This is a genomic window from Shinella fusca (genome assembly GCF_014203155.1).
GTDB lineage: Bacteria > Pseudomonadota > Alphaproteobacteria > Rhizobiales > Rhizobiaceae > Shinella > Shinella fusca.
The window spans coordinates 164,880-180,451 of the sequence record NZ_JACHIK010000007.1 but is presented as its reverse complement, the minus strand read 5'-3'; the positions used below and the strand labels follow the sequence as shown (position 1 = coordinate 180,451).

Below are 15,572 nucleotides of genomic sequence, written 5' to 3'. Positions count from 1 at the left end.
GATCCTCCTTGATTTGCGCGAGAGACTAGCGGCGAGGTACGTTCCTCGCAAGCGCCCGAAATTCCCGCACGGGCGTCGCAAAGGGCGCGCAACGCCCTATGTGGAGAGAATATTTCAGCACGAACCCCTTGGAGGATCCCCATGCAGCTCCGCCCCCTCGGCAAGACCGGCCTTTCCATCGCCCCGCTCGTCTTCGGCGGCAACGTGTTCGGCTGGACGGCCGACGAGAAGACCTCGTTCGACCTGCTCGACGCCTTCACCGGCGCCGGTTTCAACGCCATCGACACGGCGGACGCCTATTCCCGCTGGGTGCCGGGCAACAAGGGCGGCGAATCCGAGACGATCATCGGCAAGTGGCTGAAGCGTTCCGGCATCGCCCGCGACAGGGTGGTGATCATCACCAAGGTCGGCTCCGACATGGGCCAGGGGCGGCGGGACCTGCGCAAGGCCTGGATTATCGAGGAGGTGGAGAACTCGCTGCGTCGGCTCCAGACCGACCATATCGACCTCTATCTCTCGCACTGGCCGGACCCGGAAACGCCTTACGAGGAGACGCTGGAGGCCCATGCCGGCCTCTTGAAGGCGGGCAAGGTGCGCGCCTTCGGCGCCTCCAACCTCGATGCCGGCCAGCTTCAGGCCTCCTTCGAGGCCGCCGACAGGGCGGGCCTGCCGCGCTACGGCGCGCTGCAGCCGGAATACAATCTCTACGACCGGGCGGGCTTCGAGGGTCCGCTGGCGGACCTCTGCCGCAAGGAGGACATCGGCGTCATCACCTATTACAGCCTCGCCTCCGGCTTCCTTTCCGGCAAGTACCGCAGCAAGGCGGATACGGAGGGCAAGGCGCGCGGCGGCGGCGTTGCCCGCTATCTCGACGACAAGGGCCTGCGCATCCTCGCCGCGCTCGACAGCGTTTCGGCCGAGACGGGCGCGGCGCCGGCGGAAATCGCGCTCGCCTGGCTGATGGCCAAGCCCGCCGTGACGGCCCCCATCGCCAGCGCCACAAGCCTTGCGCAGCTCGCCAGCCTGACGAAGGCGGCGGCCCTGACGCTTTCCGCCGACCAGATGGCCGCGCTCGACCGCGCGGGCGCGTGACCATGGCGCTCCTCATCCGCGACGCACGCGAAACCGACGAGGCGGCCTGGAGGACACTCTGGGCCGGCTATCTCGCCTTCTACGGCACCGAGGTATCGGAGGAGGTGACGGCCTTCACCTGGGCGCGCATCCTCGATCCCGCCTCGCGCGTCTCGATGCGCGTCGCCGAGGACGACGGCAGGCTGCTCGGCTTTGCCATCCACCACTATCACGATTCCACCTGGGACATCGCACCGGAGGGCTACCTGGAAGACCTCTTCGTGGACGGCGCAGCGCGCGGCAAGGGCGTCGGGCGGGCGCTGATCGACGACCTCGTCGCCATCTCCAGGCGCCACGGCTGGCGCGGCATCTACTGGCATGTCAGCGAGAAGAACGAACGCGCCCGCAGGCTCTACGACAGCTATGTGGAGACCGACGGGCACCTGCGCTACCGCCTTGCGACCTGAGCCTCAGCCCCGGTAGCGGAAGAAATCGACGAAGGCGCGCAGCGCCGGGCGCATCTGCCGGCGCGAAGGATAGTAGATCGAAAAGCCGTCGAAGGCCGGGCACCAGTCCTCCAGCACCGGCACGAGCCGGCCGGCGGCGATGTCCTCGGCAACGCGCTGGTCGAAGACATAGGCAAGGCCCGCCCCGTCGATGGCGGCGGCGCGCATCAGCCGCTGGTCGGAGACGATGAGCGGCCCGTCGACATCGACGGTCACCTGCCGCCCGTCCTTCTCCAGTTCCCAGCGATAGATCCGCCCGCTGGAAAAGCGCCGGCGGACGCAGCGGTGCTGCATGAGATCGCGCGGCTGCAGGGGCTTTTCGTGCCGCTCGAAATAGGCGGGCGCGCCGACGACGAGGCCGCGCCACGGGCCACTCGCCCGGGCCGCGATCATGTCCGCCTCCAGATGCTCGCCAAGCCTCAGCCCCGCATCGAAGCCCTTCTCGACGATGTCCTCGAAGCGGTCGTCCGTGCGAAGGTCCAGTTCGATCTCCGGATAGGCCGAAAGGAACGCGCCGAGGCGCGGCATGACGATCTCCTCGGCGGCGATCAGCGGCATGGTGACCCGCAGCGGCCCGGCGGGGCGGCCCTGCCGGTCGGCCAAGGCCTCCATGACATTGCCGATATCGGCAAGTGCGGGCGCGAGCGTGTCGAGCAGCAGGCGCCCCTCCTCCGTCGGCGCGACGGAGCGGGTGGTGCGGGCCAGCAGCCGCACGCCGAGGCTCGCCTCCAGCGCCGAGACGGCATGGCTGACGGCCGAGGGCGCGACGGCAAGCTCCGCGGCCGCCTTGCGGAAGGAGCGCGCTTCCGCGACGACGGCCAGCACGGCGAGCTGGGAAAGCTGGGTCCGGTTCATTGTTCGAACAGATAGAACAAGTCGTTGGCTTTTGCAGCAATTTTCAGAAGAGGCGGCAAGCCCTAGATTGAGCCTTGCCGGATGACGGCGGCTTCCCCGCCGCCCGGCCCCGTTTCCGCCTTCCAGAAGGATTTCGCCATGAAGCACAGACATCTCGGCAGCCTCGACGTTTCCGCCCTCGGCCTCGGCTGCATGGGCATGAGCCACGCCTACGGCGCAACCCATGACGAGGCCGCCGCCGTCGCCACGCTGCACCGCGCGGTCGACCTCGGCATCACGCTCTTCGACACGGCCGAGGTCTACGGCCCCTATGCCAACGAGATCCTCGTCGGCAAGGCGCTGAAGCCGGTGCGCGACAAGGTGGCCATCGCCACCAAGTTCGGCTTCCGCATCGACCCGTCCCGGCCGTCCGCCGAAATGATCACCGGCACGGACAGCCGGCCGGAGAACGTCAAGGCCGTCGCCGAGGCCTCGCTGAAGCGGCTCGGCACCGACGTCATCGACCTCTACTACCAGCACCGCGTCGACCCTGCCGTGCCGATCGAGGAGACGGTCGGCGCCATGGCCGAGCTCGTGCGCGAGGGCAAGGTGAAGGCGCTCGGCCTTTCGGAAGCCGGCGCCGAGACGATCCGCCGGGCCCATGCCGTGCACCCGATCGCCGCCGTCCAGAGCGAATATTCCCTCTGGACCCGCGACGTGGAGGAGAACGGCGTGCTGGAAACCTGCCGCAGCCTCGGCATCGGCTTCGTGCCCTTCAGCCCGCTCGGCCGCGGCGTGCTGACGGGCGCGCTCAAGAAGCTCGACGGGCTTTCCGACACGGATTTCCGCCGCTCGCTGCCGCGCTTTGCGGCGGAGAATTTCGACGCCAACCTGGCACTGGTGGCGCTGCTGGAGGAGATGGCCGCGCAAAAGGGCGTCGCCCCGGCCCAGCTCGCACTTGCCTGGGTGCTGGCGCAGGGCGACTTCATCGTGCCGATCCCCGGCGCCAGCAAGGTGACGCATCTGGAGCAGAACGCTGCCGCCGCGGACGTGGCGCTCACGGCCGAAGAGGCTGCTCGCCTCGGCGATCTCCTCTCCCCCGCGAAGGTGGCGGGCGGGCGCTATTCCGAGCGCATGGCGGCGATGGCCAGCAAGTAAACAAAGCAAAAGGCCGCGGAGCGATCCGCGGCCTTTCCGGAATTCCCATAGGCGGATGCCTACTGGCCGACCGAGGACACCATGACGGCGTCGCCGTTCTCGATCGATACCCAGCGGCCGGCGTTGAACGAGGCCTGCCGCTTGAGATAGCGATAGGGCGTCTCGGTCCACAGCTTCACCTCGTTGTTGAGGTTGTCGAGGATGTAGTCGCCCTCGGTGGTGCGCAGCGTCAGGACTGCATGGCCCTCGCCGTCCGGCTTGCGCACGACGGTGACGAGCAGGTCGCCCGCGGCAAAGCCCTGCTGCATCAGCTTGCGGCGCTTGAGGAGCACGAAGTCCTCGCAATCGCCGGCCTTGTCGGGATAGGCCCAGAACTCGTCCTTGCCGTAGAGGTCCTTGTCGGTCATCGGCGCGATGTCGCGGTTGACGCTGGCGTTGATCTTGCGGACGACCGTCCAGCCGAAGGACGTGACCTTGGCGGGCGCCAGGTTGCGCACGCCGGCGCGGCATTCGGACTTGTGGGTCTGACAGAATTCGTAATGGCCGATCGGCTGCGAGGTCACCGCGCCGGTCCGCATGGAAAGCGCCGAAGCCGGCGCCGTGAAGGCCGAGGAAGAAGATACGAGGAGAGCGAGCACCGCTGCAGCCCCGGCCTTTGCACCAGTCATTCGTGCCATGAAACGTCCCCTCATCGTTAACAAAAAGTTAACGGCCAGAAGGACCTTTCGTCAATCATCAGTTTTGGCGATGCCGCATTATGGTTAAGACGCGGCCGGCCGGCGCTTCACGGCGCGCCGGCAAGCGCCTCAGCGGCCTCGAGGATCTTCGCGATATCCTGCGGGCGCGAGAGGCGGTGATCGCCGTCGCGGATCATCGTCAGCACCACGTCGTCGCCGGAAAGATGCTCCATCAAGCGCACCGCATGGGCATAGGGAACGTCCGGATCGGCCATGCCCTGCAGGATATGCACGGGGCAGCCCGTCTCGATGACGCCGTCGAGCACGCGGTTCTGCCGTCCGTCCTCGATGAGCTTCAAGGTATAGATGTTCGGGTCGGGGCCGTAGGGCGTCGGTTCCTCGAACTGGCCGCGTTCGGCAAGCGCCGTGCGCTCCGCCTGCGTCAGGTTGGGCTCGATCAGCTCCGAGGTGAAATCCGGCGCGGGCGCGATGAGGACGAGGCCGGCGATCTCGACGCCGTTCCGCCTTGCGAGCTCCTCGACGGCGCGCAGCGCGATCCAGCCGCCCATGGAGGAGCCGACCAGCACGGCGCGGCGCGTGCCGATCGTCTTTACCGCATGATCGATCACGGCGAGAGCTTCCTCGAGCCAGCGCGAGATCGTGCCGTCCGTGAAGGCGCCGCCCGAGGCGCCGTGGCCGGAATAGTCGAAGCGCACGCAGCCGGCGCCGAGGCGTGCGGCAAGGCCGGCGAGCTCCATCGCCTTGGTGCCCGACATGTCGGAACGGTAGCCGCCGAGCCAGACGAAATGGGCAAGGCCGTTGCCGGCTGCGGGACGCTGGAGCGAAACGGTGATCCCGCGCGCATCCCCGCCCGTGCCGACCGTGATGAATTCCACCGCGTCCCCGTTGCCGTTCGCCGTCGCCATGCCTATCTCCCTGTCGTGCGCCGCGGTCGGAAAACCGCCCGGCTCCCGCCTGTCGGCCCCGTCCTAGACCAGATTCGCAACCGCAAGGACAGGTGGTGATTTTTTCCACGTCCCATGCTATTGACTTCGGAAGCGCGATCAACACATTGCCGACAGACGCCGCAGGGCGGCAAGACGGCCCGATCGACGCACGCCATCGTACCAGTCGAAACAGTTCGAGGAGAACACGACCATTCGCAGACCATTCAAAGCGGAAGCCCCCGTCAAGGACGGCCCGCGCTCCAACAGGGAAATCCGGGTTCCCCGGATCCAGCTCATCGATGCCGAAGGCCACAACCACGGCACCGTCCCCACCGATCAGGCGCTCCGCATGGCCGAGGAAGCCGGCCTCGATCTCGTGGAGATCGCACCGAACTCCGAGCCGCCCGTCTGCAAGATCCTTGACCTCGGCAAGCTGAAATACGCCAACCAGAAGAAGGCGGCCGAAGCGCGCAAGAAGCAGAAGATCGTCGAGATCAAGGAAATCAAGATGCGCCCGAACATCGACACCCATGACTATGAGGTGAAGATGAAGGCGATGAACCGCTTCTTCGACGAAGGCGACAAGGTGAAGGTGACGCTGAAGTTCCGCGGCCGCGAAATGGCCCACCAGGAACTCGGCATGAAGCTCCTGCAGCAGGTCAAGGAAGACACCCAGACCATCGCCAAGGTCGAAGCCGAGCCGAAGCTCGAAGGCCGCCAGATGATGATGGTGCTCGCGCCGCGGTAAACCCGCGGGCCTTCCGAACGGATCAAGCCGCCTTTCGGGGCGGCTTTTCCATTTCCGCCCGCAAAACCGGCCTTTCCACGGAATCGGGTTGCGCTTTTCGGGGACTTCGGTTACAAGCCGCCGTCCGAACGGTCCGGCAGGGCATGCCGTGGCCGTTCTTTACGCTGGAGACGCGCCTCGTCAGCCGTCTCGAATTCAAGAAGAATGGAGTAGCAAAATGCCCAAGATGAAGACGAAGTCGTCTGCCAAGAAGCGGTTCAAGATCACCGCGACCGGCAAGGTCGTCGCTGCCGCCGCCGGCAAGCGCCACGGCATGATCAAGCGTACCAACAAGTTCATTCGCGACGCGCGCGGCACCATGGTGCTGGCCGAGCCCGATGGCAAGAAGGTCATCAAGAACTACCTGCCGAACGGTCTCTGAGACTTCTCGAGCAATTTGATACGTTAAGGAGATCATGACATGGCACGTGTAAAACGCGGCGTAACGTCCCACGCCAAGCACAAGAAGACACTCAAGGCAGCCAAGGGTTTCTACGGCCGCCGCAAGAACACCATCCGCGCCGCCAAGGCAGCGGTTGATCGTTCCAAGCAGTTCGCCTACCGCGACCGCAAGGTCAACAAGCGCAACTTCCGCGCTCTGTGGATCCAGCGCATCAACGCTGCCGTTCGCGAGCATGGCCTGACCTACGGCCGCTTCATCGACGGCCTCAACAAGGCCGGCATCGAAGTCGACCGCAAGGTGCTTTCCGACATGGCGATCCATGAGACCGCAGCTTTCGGCGCGCTCGTCGCAGCCGCCAAGAAGGCGCTGGAATACCTCAAGGAAGCCGGCACGCAGAACGAGTTTGAGGCCGCCGTCAACTAACCGGCGCTCACAACCATTCCTGCTTCGTTGTGAAACCCGCGCCGGGGAACCGGGGCGGGTTTTGTTTTTGATCCGGATGAGGACCATGGACGCAAGGCTCGCCGCGCTCGGCGCGATTCCCGAGATGACCGATGCGGACATCCGCACGCTGCTTGCCGCGCTCACCCGCGAGGCGCGCCGCGTCGAGCGCGTGGAGCTTTCCTTCGGCGCCGTCTGGATCAAGCGCTACGGCACGGAGCACCCGCCGGTCTGGACGAAGGCGCAAAACCTCCTCGCCCGCCTGTTCGGCCAGCCGTTCCTGCGCCCCTCCCCCACTCTCGACAGCAAGGGCATGATCGCCCGCGAGATCCGCCGCATCGGGACCTTCGCTGCAGCCGGCGTGCCCGTGCCGAAGGTGCTCTATTCCTCCGGCAGCGCGCTCGTCCTCTCCGACGTCGCGCCAACGGTGACGGCGCGGCTCGATGTGCTGCGCGACAGCGACCCCGCCGCCCATGACGGCCTGCTCGTCGCCTGCGCCGCCCATCTCGGCGCGCTGCACGGCAAGGGTCTCTGCCACGGGCGCCCCCATCCGCGCGACTTCTTCGTGGCCGGCGAGCGGCGCATCGGCTTCATGGATTTCGAGGAGGAGCCGGAGGCGGCCATGCCGCTCGCGACCGCCCAGGCGCGCGATCTGTGGCTGCTCTTCCTGCAGCTCGTCGACCGTGCGCGCCTCGGCGATGCGACGGCCGAAAAAGCCTATGCCGCCTGGCGCGCCAATGCGCCGCCCGCCGCCGAGGCGGCGCTTGCGGACATGGTGCGGTTCCTCGCCAAGTTTTTGTCCACCACCCGATTGATCGGGCGCGTCCACATGGGTAGTGATCTGCGACGCTTCCTCGCCGCAACCCGCTATCTCTGCGAGGTTCTTCTGCCTCCCCGCCCGGCCGACGCAAGCAAAGCAGGTAAAGATGACTGAACTCGACACACTGGAAGAACAGCTCCTGTCCGACGTTGCCGGCGCCTCCGACGAGGCGGCGATCGAAGCCGTGCGGGTTTCCGCGCTCGGCAAGAAGGGCTCCGTCTCCGAGCTCCTGAAGACGCTCGGCACCATGTCGCCGGAAGAGCGCCAGACGCGCGGCGCGGCGATCAACGCGCTGAAGACGCGCGTGACCGACGCCATCGCCGAGCGCAAGAGCGCGCTGCGCGATGCCGCCATCGCGGCGCGCCTTGCCGCCGAGACGGTCGATGTCAGCCTGCCCGTCCGCTCCTCGCCCGCCGAGCGCGGGCGCATCCATCCGATCAGCCAGATCGTCGACGAGATCACCGCGATCTTCGGCGACATGGGCTTTTCCATCGCCGAGGGCCCGGACGTCGAGACGGACTACTACAACTTCACGGCGCTGAACTTCCCCGAGGGCCATCCCGCCCGCGAGATGCACGACACGTTCTTCTTCCCCGCCGACGAGAGCGGCGAGCGCAAGGTGCTGCGCACACACACCTCGCCCGTGCAGGTGCGCACCATGGAGGCGCAGAAGCCGCCGATCCGCATCATCATCCCCGGCAAGACCTACCGGCAGGACAGTGACGCGACGCATTCGCCGATGTTCCACCAGGTCGAAGGCCTCGTGGTCGACACGAAGGCCAATGTCGCCAACATGCGCTGGGTGCTGGAGGAATTCTGCAAGGCCTTCTTCGAGGTCGACAGCGTCACCATGCGTTTCCGCCCGTCCTTCTTCCCCTTCACCGAGCCGTCCTTCGAGGTCGATATCCAGTGCGACCGCTCGTCCGGCCCGATCGTCAAGTTCGGCGAGGGCACGGACTGGATGGAAATCCTCGGCTGCGGCATGGTCCATCCGAACGTGCTGCGCGCCGGCGGGCTCGATCCCGACGAATACCAGGGCTTTGCCTGGGGCATGGGCCTCGACCGCATCGCCATGCTGAAATACGGCATGCCGGACCTGCGCGACTTTTTCAACGCCGACGTCCGCTGGCTGAGCCACTACGGCTTCCGCCCGCTCGACATGCCGACCCTGTTCGGCGGCCTCAGCGCATAACCGGCATCCAAGGAGAAAGACAATGAAATTCACGCTCTCCTGGCTGAAGGATCATCTCGACACCAACGCCACGCTCGAAGAGATCTGCGACAAGCTGACGGCGATCGGCCTTGAAGTGGAACATGTCGACGACAAGGCGGCCTTCAGGCCCTTCGTCATCGCCAAGGTGGTCTCCGCCGAACAGCATCCGAACGCCGACAAGCTGCGTGTCCTGATGGTCGATACCGGCAAGGGCGACCCGGTCCAGGTCGTCTGCGGCGCGCCGAACGCGCGCGCCGGCCTTGTCGGCGCCTTCGCCGCGCCCGGCACCTATGTGCCCGGCATCGACGTCACGCTTTCCGTCGGCACCATCCGCGGCGTCGAGAGCCGCGGCATGATGTGCTCGGAGAAGGAGCTGGAAATCTCCGACAACCATGACGGCATCATCGACCTTCCGGCCGATGCGCCGATCGGCACGAGCTATGCCGCCTATGCCGGCCTCGACGATCCGGTCATCGAGATCAACCTGACGCCGAACCGTCCGGATTGCACGAGCATTTTCGGCATCGCCCGCGATCTTGCCGCCTCCGGCCTCGGCACGCTGAAAACCCCGAAGGCGCCGTCCTTCACGGTGGAAGGCGAGACGCCGGTCAAGGTGAAGCTGGAGCTTGGCGGCGACGACCACCTTTGCCCCGGCTTCGCGCTCCGCCTTGTGCGCGGCGTGAAGAACGGCCCGAGCCCGCGCTGGATGCAGCAGCGGCTTCTCGCCATCGGCCTTCGCCCGATCAACGCGCTCGTCGACATCACCAACTACATGACCTTCGACCAGGGCCGTCCGCTGCATGTCTTCGACGCTGCCAAGGTGAAGGGCGACCTCGTCGTGCGCCGCGCGGCGGAAGGCGAAAAGGTGCTGGCGCTCGACACCCGCGAATATACGCTCAACCCGTCCAACATCGTCATTGCCGACGACAACGGCGTCGAATCCATCGGCGGCATCATGGGCGGCGAACATTCCGGCTGCGACGAGAACACCGTCGACGTGCTGATCGAATCGGCGCTCTGGGACCCGATGAACGTGGCCAAGACCGGCCGCTCGCACGGCATCATCACCGATGCGCGCTACCGCTTCGAGCGCGGCGTGGACCCGGAATACATGGTGCCGGGCCTCGAGCGCGCCACCGAACTGGTGCTGGAGCTCTGCGGCGGCACGGCTGCGAAGACCGATGTCGTCGGCTACAAGGGCTATGACGCCAAGGTCGTCGATTTCCCGTTCTCGGAAGTCCGGCGCCTGACCGGTCTCGACGTCTCGGAAGCCGAGAGCACCAACATCCTCACCCGCCTCGGCTTCACCGTGACGGGCGCGGGCGAACGCGTCTCGGTCGCGGTTCCCTCCTGGCGCCCGGACGTCGACGGCAAGGCGGACCTCGTCGAAGAGGTCATGCGCATCCACGGCGTCGACAACATCCGTCCGGCGCCGCTGGAAAGCCACGGCGCGGTCAACGGCCGCATCCTCACCACGCTGCAGATCCGCTCGCGGCTCGCCCGGCGGGCGCTTGCCGCCCGCGGCATGCTGGAGGCCGTCACCTGGTCCTTCATTCCGAAGGCCCATGCCGAGATCTTCGGCGGCGGTGCGGCCTCGCTGGCGCTCTCCAACCCCATCGCGGCTGACATGTCCGACATGCGCCCCTCGCTGCTGCCGGGCCTGCTTTCGGCCGCCCAGCGCAATGCCGACAAGGGTTATGGCGACGTGGCGCTCTTCGAGGTCTCCGGCACCTACGAGAGCGACCGGCCGGAAGGCCAGCGGCGCGTTGCCGGCGGCATCCGCCGCGGCACGGCCTCGCTTTCGGGCTCCGGCCGCCTCTGGTCGAACGCCGCCAAGGGCGGCGGCAAGCCGGTCGACGTCTACGACGCCAAGGCCGACGCGCTCGCCGTGATCGAGGCCTGCGGCCTGCCGATGGGCAATGTGCAGATCGAGCCCGGCGCGCCCGGCTGGTATCATCCGGGCCGCTCCGGCACGATCAAGATGGGCCCGAAGATCGTTCTCGGCTATTTCGGCGAGTTCCACCCGAAGGCGCTCGGCGCGCTCGATGTCTCCGGCGCGCTCTCAGGCTTCGAGATCTTCGTCGACGCCATGCCGGAGCCGAAGAAGAAGGCGACGCGCACAAAGCCGGCGCTCGACCTCTCGCCCTTCCAGGCCGTCAGGCGCGACTTCGCCTTCGTCGTCGACAAGTCGGTGGAAGCGGGCGCGATCGTCCGCGCGGCGAGCGGCGCCGACCGCAAGCTGATCGCCGCCGTCAACGTCTTCGACGTCTTCGAGGGGGCGTCGCTGGGCGAAGGCCGGAAGTCCATCGCCATCGAGGTTGTCATCCAGCCGGTCGACAAGACGCTGACCGACGAGGATTTCGAGGCCCTGACCGCCAAGATCGTCGGCAATGTCGTGAAGACCACCGGCGGGACGCTGCGGGCGTAACCGCGTAGCCTGCTCAGAACCCGAACGATTGCTGCGCCGGCTCCGGCGCAGCAAGGGAGATGCCTTCCAGCGCCAGCATCTTCAGTTTCGACGACGCCCCGCCGGGCGCGGAGAAGCCCCCGACCTTGCCGCCGGCGGCGAGCACCCGATGGCAGGGGATGATGAGGGCGACGGGGTTCTTCGCCATGGCCTGCCCCACCTCGCGGGCCGCCTCCGGCCCGGCACCGAGCTCGCGGGCGAGTGTGCCGTAGGTCGTCGTCTCGCCCCAGTGGAGGCGGCGCGCCGCCGCATAGACCTTCAGGAAGAAAACGCTCTGGCCGGCAAGGTCGAGCGGCACGTCGGAAAAATCCGCGGCTTCGCCGGCGAAATAGCGCTTCGCCCCGGCGACAGCCTTCGCGACGGCCGGCGGCGGCTCGGCCGGCTCCGCCTCGGGCAGATGGCGCAGCAGCAGGCGGCGCGTGGTCTCGGCGCTCTCGCCGGGAAGCTGGAAACGCAGGACGCCGGCCTCGCTCCAGGCGATGCCGCACGGACCGGCCTCGGTCTCGAAGATCAGATAGTGCGTCTTGTGGGCCATATCCGGCTCCTGTTCCCGTTTTGTCACAAGATCGGGCTTTGCCCGGCGACTTTCAACCCGTTTCTTGCCGGGGCTTGCGCCATGCGCGGGCAATTCGCATAACCCTCGGCAAACGATTCAGGAGGAGACGACGTGGAACGATCCGAGATCATCATCGGCGGCGATACGGCTGGCATCGAATGGCGCGTGCCGGTCTACCGCTTCAAGGGCAGCGATGCGGCGGCGCCCTCCGTCTATATCCAGGCGGCGCTGCATTCCAACGAGCTGCCGGGCACCGCCCTCCTCCATTTCTTCCTCGAGCGGCTGCGCAAGGCCGATGGCGAGGGTGCGATCCGCGGCGACATCACCGTCGTGCCGCAGGCGAACCCGATCGGGCTCGCCCAGTCGCATTTCGGCGAGATGCAGGGCCGCTTCGACCTCGGCTCGCGCACCAATTTCAACCGCGACTTCCCGCTGGTGGCGCTTGCCGGACGCGACGGCCTGCTCGAAGGCCTGGAGCGCCGCAGCGCCGCCGACCGGCTGAAGCGCACGCTGCTGCACACCGCGCTCGGCGCCGACCTCGTGCTCGACCTGCATTGCGACGACGAATCCCTGCAATATGCCTATATCGACGAGGCCTTCTGGCCGGAGGCGGCAGACCTTGCCTCAAGCCTCGACATGCAGGCCGTGTTCCTCTCCGACGGCGAAAGCACCGCCTTCGAGGAGGCCGTCGGCCATGCCTTCAAGCACCAGGGCGGCGACAAGCTGAAAAGCGTTCCCGGCCGGCTCGCGACGACCGTGGAACTGCGCGGCCGGCGCGACGTCTATCCCGACATGGCAAAGCACGATGCGGACGGGCTGTGGACCTTCCTTGCCGGCCGCGGCATCGTCGCCGATCCGGCGCATCAGGCAAGAACCTATGCCGGCCCTGCCGTGCCGCTCGACAATATCGAGATGGTGCGTGCGCCCGAGCCGGGCACGATCCTCTTCCACCGCGACATCGGCGAGGAGGTGAAGGCCGGCGACCTGCTGGCGACACTGATCGTGCGGCCGGGCGAGGCGGACGGCACGCTGGAGGTGACGGCGCGCCACGACGGGCTGGTCGCCACGCGCAGCTCCGCCCGCCATGCCCGGCGCGGCGACGACCTGATGAAGATCGCCTGCCGCGAGGCGACCCGCAAGGACCGCAAGCCCGGCACGCTGGAGGACTGACCGACGGCGGCGAAAATCTTTCGCCGCTTGCATGTTCCTCCCTCTCGCATTCGGATCGTCCCAGGCAATATATAGAGGCACAACGGCTGCCGGCCTGGGATAATCCGCACGCATCATGTTTGAGACGCTCTCGGCCTACTGGCCCCATATCCTCGTCGTCCTGTCGGTCGCCCTCGGCGTTCCGGCCGCCATCCACGCGACGATGACGAAGGAGGAGGTCCGCGCGGCCATCGGCTGGGTCGGCGTCATCGTGCTCTCGCCCGTCGTCGGACCGCTCATCTACGCCGTCGGCGGGGTCAACCGCATCCGCCGCAAGACGCTCAATCTCGGCCGCGAGGGGCTGCTTGCCGCCGGCTGGCACCATCTCGAGGAATACGACGTCTCAGACACGGAAGTGCAGGCGATCTACGGCGAGGCGCTGGCCGCCATGCTGCGGCTCGGCGATACGGTGGGGCGCTGCAAGCTCACGTCCGGCAACCGCATCGACCTGCTTTCGACCGGCGACGAGGCTTACGCCGCCATGCTCGCCGCGATCGGCGCCGCCGAACGCTCCATCCTGCTCGAAACCTATATCTTCGACCGCGACGATGCCGGCGAGCGCTTCGTCGCGGCGCTTTCGGCGGCCGTGGCGCGGGGCGTCGCGGTCCGCGTGCTGATCGACGCCGTCGGCGCCCGCTACTCCATCCCCTCCATCGTCTCGGACCTCAGGCGGGCGAAGGTGCCGGCGGACGTCTTCAACGGCAATATCGTCATGGGGCTGCGCCTGCCCTATGCGAACCTGCGCACCCACCGGAAAATCCTCGTCGTCGACGGCAGCCTCGCCTTTACCGGCGGGCTCAACATCCGCTCGGGCTTCTGCACGGAGTTCTCCGGCGAGGCCGCCGCGCTCGACACGCATTTCCGCCTCACCGGCCCGGTCGTCGGCGATCTCTTCCGCATCGCCTACGAGGACTGGCGCTTTTCCGGCGGCGACGACCTTTCCGGCGAGGCCTGGCAGATCGCCCCGCCGCCGGATGCGCCGGGAAGCGGCATGTTCGCCCGCGTCGTTGCCTCCGGGCCGGACAAGAGCCTTGAGACCAACCACCGCATGCTGATGGGCGCCGTCTCGGTCGCCAAGCGGCATATCCGCATCATGTCGCCCTATTTCCTGCCGGACCGGGAGCTGATCAGCGCCATCGTGACGGCGGCGCGGCGCGGGGTGGCGATCGACATCGTCGTCCCCTCCTCCAACAACCTCAAGCTCGTCGACCTCGCCATGACCGCGCAGTTCGACCAGCTCCTGAAATACGGCTGCCGCATCTGGCGCGCGTCGGGGCCCTTCAACCATTCCAAGCTCACGGTCGTCGACGGCGCCTGGTCCTATGTCGGCTCGTCCAACATGGACCCGCGCTCGCTGCGGCTGAACTTCGAGGTGGATATCGAGGTGATCGATGCGGGTTTCGCCGACCTCATCGGCCGACGCATCGCCGCCGCGCTGTCGAGCGCCGAAGAGGTGAGGCTGGAGGACCTGAAGGCCCGGCCCTTCGCCCAGCGCCTCGTCGAGCGCATCACATGGCTCGGCTCGCCGTATCTTTAGGCGCCGCGCTCCGCTCCGAGGCAACCTTGAGGTCGATATGCGCCTTGATCGGCAGGTGATCGGAGGCAAGGCGGGCGAGCGGCGTGTCGTGCACCTCCACGGAGGTGACGAGGTCGTGCGGATGGCCGAGCGCCCGGTCGAGCGCCAGCACGGGAAAGCGCGAGGGAAAGCTCGGCACCGCGCCGGAGGCCGGATCGAAGGTCGGCTGGAGGCGGGCGAGCGAGGACCGCCGGCCGACACGCCATTCGTTGAGGTCGCCGACGAGCAGGGTGGGCATTTCCTCTTCCTCCGCCACCGAGGCGAGGATCGCCATCGCCTGCTGCTCGCGCGAGCGCCTGAGGAGGCCGAAATGCGCCGCGACGAGCCGCAGCTTGCCGAGCGGCAGGTCGAGCGTCACGACCAGCGCGCCGCGCGGCTCGACACCCGGCAGCTTCAATTGCCGCACGCCGCCGACCGCCCCCTTGCGGATCATGATCATGTTGCCGTGCCAGCCGTGGCCGGTCGAGGAGAGCGCGGTGATCGGCACCGGCACGAGGCCGCAGTCGCGCTCCAGCGCTTCGAGGTCGAGGAGGCCGGAGCGCTCGCCGAACCGCTTGTCGGCCTCCTGCACGGCGATGATGTCCGCATCGATCTCGGCGATCACGCATGCCGTGCGCCCGGGATCGAAGCGCCGGTCGACGCCCACGCATTTGTGCACGTTGTAGGACGCGATCACGGTGTCGCCCGGGCGATTGTTCTCCGGCGGCCGATGGCCGCGGCGGTTGCGAATGGCCGTCAGCAGCGCGGCCTGTGCGATCTTGGCATTCCTGTCCAACGGACCTTCCTCATGGCACCCGGTCATCATATGGGGGGCGGCTTCCTTCCGGCAACCACCCTGCGACAGGAAGGTTCCGCAAATATCGGGGCAGCGCGTGCCGCCCATGCCCGTCTTCCGCGCAAAACCCGG

The 15,572-nt window shown here is 67.3% G+C and carries 16 protein-coding genes; 11 read left to right on the top strand and 5 right to left on the bottom strand.

The window, feature by feature from the left end:
• Positions 1 to 141 precede the first annotated feature (141 nt).
• Both HNQ66_RS12500 and HNQ66_RS12495 read left to right on the top strand, forming a co-directional pair.
• Positions 142 to 1,092, top strand: coding sequence for an aldo/keto reductase (locus HNQ66_RS12500; protein ID WP_184144483.1), 951 nt, complete (start codon positions 142 to 144; stop codon positions 1,090 to 1,092).
• A 2-nt stretch (positions 1,093 to 1,094) separates the two neighbouring features.
• The gene (locus HNQ66_RS12495) at positions 1,095 to 1,538 is read left to right on the top strand and encodes a GNAT family N-acetyltransferase (RefSeq protein WP_184144482.1); all 444 of its coding nucleotides are present in this window, start codon (positions 1,095 to 1,097) and stop codon (positions 1,536 to 1,538) included.
• A 3-nt stretch (positions 1,539 to 1,541) separates the two neighbouring features.
• On the opposite strand, the gene HNQ66_RS12490 is transcribed toward HNQ66_RS12495, so the two are convergent.
• Positions 1,542 to 2,432, bottom strand: coding sequence for a LysR family transcriptional regulator (locus HNQ66_RS12490; RefSeq protein ID WP_184144481.1), 891 nt, complete (start codon positions 2,430 to 2,432; stop codon positions 1,542 to 1,544).
• A gap of 138 nt (positions 2,433 to 2,570) precedes the next feature.
• Here HNQ66_RS12490 and HNQ66_RS12485 point away from each other — a divergent pair, with 138 nt between their 5' ends.
• Positions 2,571 to 3,569 (top strand): aldo/keto reductase, encoded by a 999-nt coding sequence (locus tag HNQ66_RS12485; RefSeq protein ID WP_184144480.1) that lies wholly within the window; start codon positions 2,571 to 2,573, stop codon positions 3,567 to 3,569.
• A 59-nt stretch (positions 3,570 to 3,628) separates the two neighbouring features.
• Here HNQ66_RS12485 and HNQ66_RS12480 read toward each other — a convergent pair whose 3' ends face one another.
• The gene (locus HNQ66_RS12480; protein ID WP_184144479.1) at positions 3,629 to 4,246 is read right to left on the bottom strand and encodes a transglutaminase-like cysteine peptidase; all 618 of its coding nucleotides are present in this window, start codon (positions 4,244 to 4,246) and stop codon (positions 3,629 to 3,631) included.
• Between the two features lie 107 nt (positions 4,247 to 4,353).
• On the bottom strand, positions 4,354 to 5,172 hold the full coding sequence (locus HNQ66_RS12475; protein WP_184144478.1) for an alpha/beta hydrolase: 819 nt from the start codon (positions 5,170 to 5,172) through the stop codon (positions 4,354 to 4,356).
• Positions 5,173 to 5,404: 232 nt separating this feature from the next.
• Between HNQ66_RS12475 and infC the strand changes: the two genes are divergently transcribed.
• The 6 genes from infC (at position 5,405) to pheT (ending at position 11,285) form a co-directional block, all read left to right on the top strand.
• Positions 5,405 to 5,941: a translation initiation factor IF-3 gene (infC, locus tag HNQ66_RS12470; RefSeq protein WP_184144545.1), complete on the top strand. Its 537-nt coding sequence runs from the start codon at positions 5,405 to 5,407 to the stop codon at positions 5,939 to 5,941.
• Between the two features lie 217 nt (positions 5,942 to 6,158).
• Positions 6,159 to 6,362: a 50S ribosomal protein L35 gene (gene rpmI, locus HNQ66_RS12465; protein WP_024270153.1), complete on the top strand. Its 204-nt coding sequence runs from the start codon at positions 6,159 to 6,161 to the stop codon at positions 6,360 to 6,362.
• 39 nt (positions 6,363 to 6,401) lie between these two features.
• Positions 6,402 to 6,806 carry a 50S ribosomal protein L20 gene (gene rplT, locus HNQ66_RS12460; protein WP_184144477.1) on the top strand — a complete coding sequence of 135 codons (405 nt, stop codon included), beginning with the start codon at positions 6,402 to 6,404 and terminating at the stop codon, positions 6,804 to 6,806.
• A gap of 85 nt (positions 6,807 to 6,891) precedes the next feature.
• Positions 6,892 to 7,758, top strand: a complete 867-nt coding sequence (locus HNQ66_RS12455) for a BUD32 family EKC/KEOPS complex subunit (RefSeq protein ID WP_184144476.1) — start codon at positions 6,892 to 6,894, stop codon at positions 7,756 to 7,758.
• Positions 7,751 to 8,836 (top strand): phenylalanine--tRNA ligase subunit alpha, encoded by a 1,086-nt coding sequence (gene pheS, locus HNQ66_RS12450; RefSeq protein ID WP_184144475.1) that lies wholly within the window; start codon positions 7,751 to 7,753, stop codon positions 8,834 to 8,836. The genes HNQ66_RS12455 and pheS overlap by 8 nt, the downstream gene beginning before the upstream one ends.
• 22 nt (positions 8,837 to 8,858) lie before the next feature.
• Positions 8,859 to 11,285 carry a phenylalanine--tRNA ligase subunit beta gene (pheT, locus tag HNQ66_RS12445; protein ID WP_184144474.1) on the top strand — a complete coding sequence of 809 codons (2,427 nt, stop codon included), beginning with the start codon at positions 8,859 to 8,861 and terminating at the stop codon, positions 11,283 to 11,285.
• 13 nt (positions 11,286 to 11,298) lie between these two features.
• Here pheT and HNQ66_RS12440 read toward each other — a convergent pair whose 3' ends face one another.
• A complete protein-coding gene (locus HNQ66_RS12440; RefSeq protein WP_184144473.1) occupies positions 11,299 to 11,859 on the bottom strand; it encodes a methylated-DNA--[protein]-cysteine S-methyltransferase in 561 nt (186 codons plus the stop codon).
• 132 nt (positions 11,860 to 11,991) lie between these two features.
• Here HNQ66_RS12440 and HNQ66_RS12435 point away from each other — a divergent pair, with 132 nt between their 5' ends.
• A complete protein-coding gene (locus HNQ66_RS12435; protein WP_184144472.1) occupies positions 11,992 to 13,050 on the top strand; it encodes a M14 family metallopeptidase in 1,059 nt (352 codons plus the stop codon).
• 115 nt (positions 13,051 to 13,165) lie between these two features.
• Complete coding sequence (locus HNQ66_RS12430) at positions 13,166 to 14,626, top strand: phospholipase D-like domain-containing protein (RefSeq protein WP_184144471.1); 1,461 nt, start codon at positions 13,166 to 13,168, stop codon at positions 14,624 to 14,626.
• Here the strand turns inward: HNQ66_RS12430 and HNQ66_RS12425 are convergent.
• Positions 14,598 to 15,440 carry an endonuclease/exonuclease/phosphatase family protein gene (locus HNQ66_RS12425; RefSeq protein WP_380779164.1) on the bottom strand — a complete coding sequence of 281 codons (843 nt, stop codon included), beginning with the start codon at positions 15,438 to 15,440 and terminating at the stop codon, positions 14,598 to 14,600. The genes HNQ66_RS12430 and HNQ66_RS12425 overlap by 29 nt on opposite strands.
• Positions 15,441 to 15,572 lie beyond the last annotated feature (132 nt).

Bases quoted from the DNA above. Each gene is read 5' to 3' on its own strand.
- pheS (WP_184144475.1), top strand. From the start codon at position 7,751: ATGACTGAACTCGACACACTGGAAGAACAGCTCCTGTCCGACGTTGCC.
- HNQ66_RS12440 (WP_184144473.1), bottom strand. From the start codon at position 11,859: ATGGCCCACAAGACGCACTATCTGATCTTCGAGACCGAGGCCGGTCCG.
- HNQ66_RS12500 (WP_184144483.1), top strand. From the start codon at position 142: ATGCAGCTCCGCCCCCTCGGCAAGACCGGCCTTTCCATCGCCCCGCTC.
- pheT (WP_184144474.1), top strand. From the start codon at position 8,859: ATGAAATTCACGCTCTCCTGGCTGAAGGATCATCTCGACACCAACGCC.
- HNQ66_RS12455 (WP_184144476.1), top strand. From the start codon at position 6,892: ATGGACGCAAGGCTCGCCGCGCTCGGCGCGATTCCCGAGATGACCGAT.
- rpmI (WP_024270153.1), top strand. From the start codon at position 6,159: ATGCCCAAGATGAAGACGAAGTCGTCTGCCAAGAAGCGGTTCAAGATC.
- rplT (WP_184144477.1), top strand. From the start codon at position 6,402: ATGGCACGTGTAAAACGCGGCGTAACGTCCCACGCCAAGCACAAGAAG.
- HNQ66_RS12495 (WP_184144482.1), top strand. From the start codon at position 1,095: ATGGCGCTCCTCATCCGCGACGCACGCGAAACCGACGAGGCGGCCTGG.
- HNQ66_RS12485 (WP_184144480.1), top strand. From the start codon at position 2,571: ATGAAGCACAGACATCTCGGCAGCCTCGACGTTTCCGCCCTCGGCCTC.
- HNQ66_RS12490 (WP_184144481.1), bottom strand. From the start codon at position 2,432: ATGAACCGGACCCAGCTTTCCCAGCTCGCCGTGCTGGCCGTCGTCGCG.
- HNQ66_RS12480 (WP_184144479.1), bottom strand. From the start codon at position 4,246: ATGGCACGAATGACTGGTGCAAAGGCCGGGGCTGCAGCGGTGCTCGCT.
- HNQ66_RS12475 (WP_184144478.1), bottom strand. From the start codon at position 5,172: ATGGCGACGGCGAACGGCAACGGGGACGCGGTGGAATTCATCACGGTC.
- HNQ66_RS12430 (WP_184144471.1), top strand. From the start codon at position 13,166: ATGTTTGAGACGCTCTCGGCCTACTGGCCCCATATCCTCGTCGTCCTG.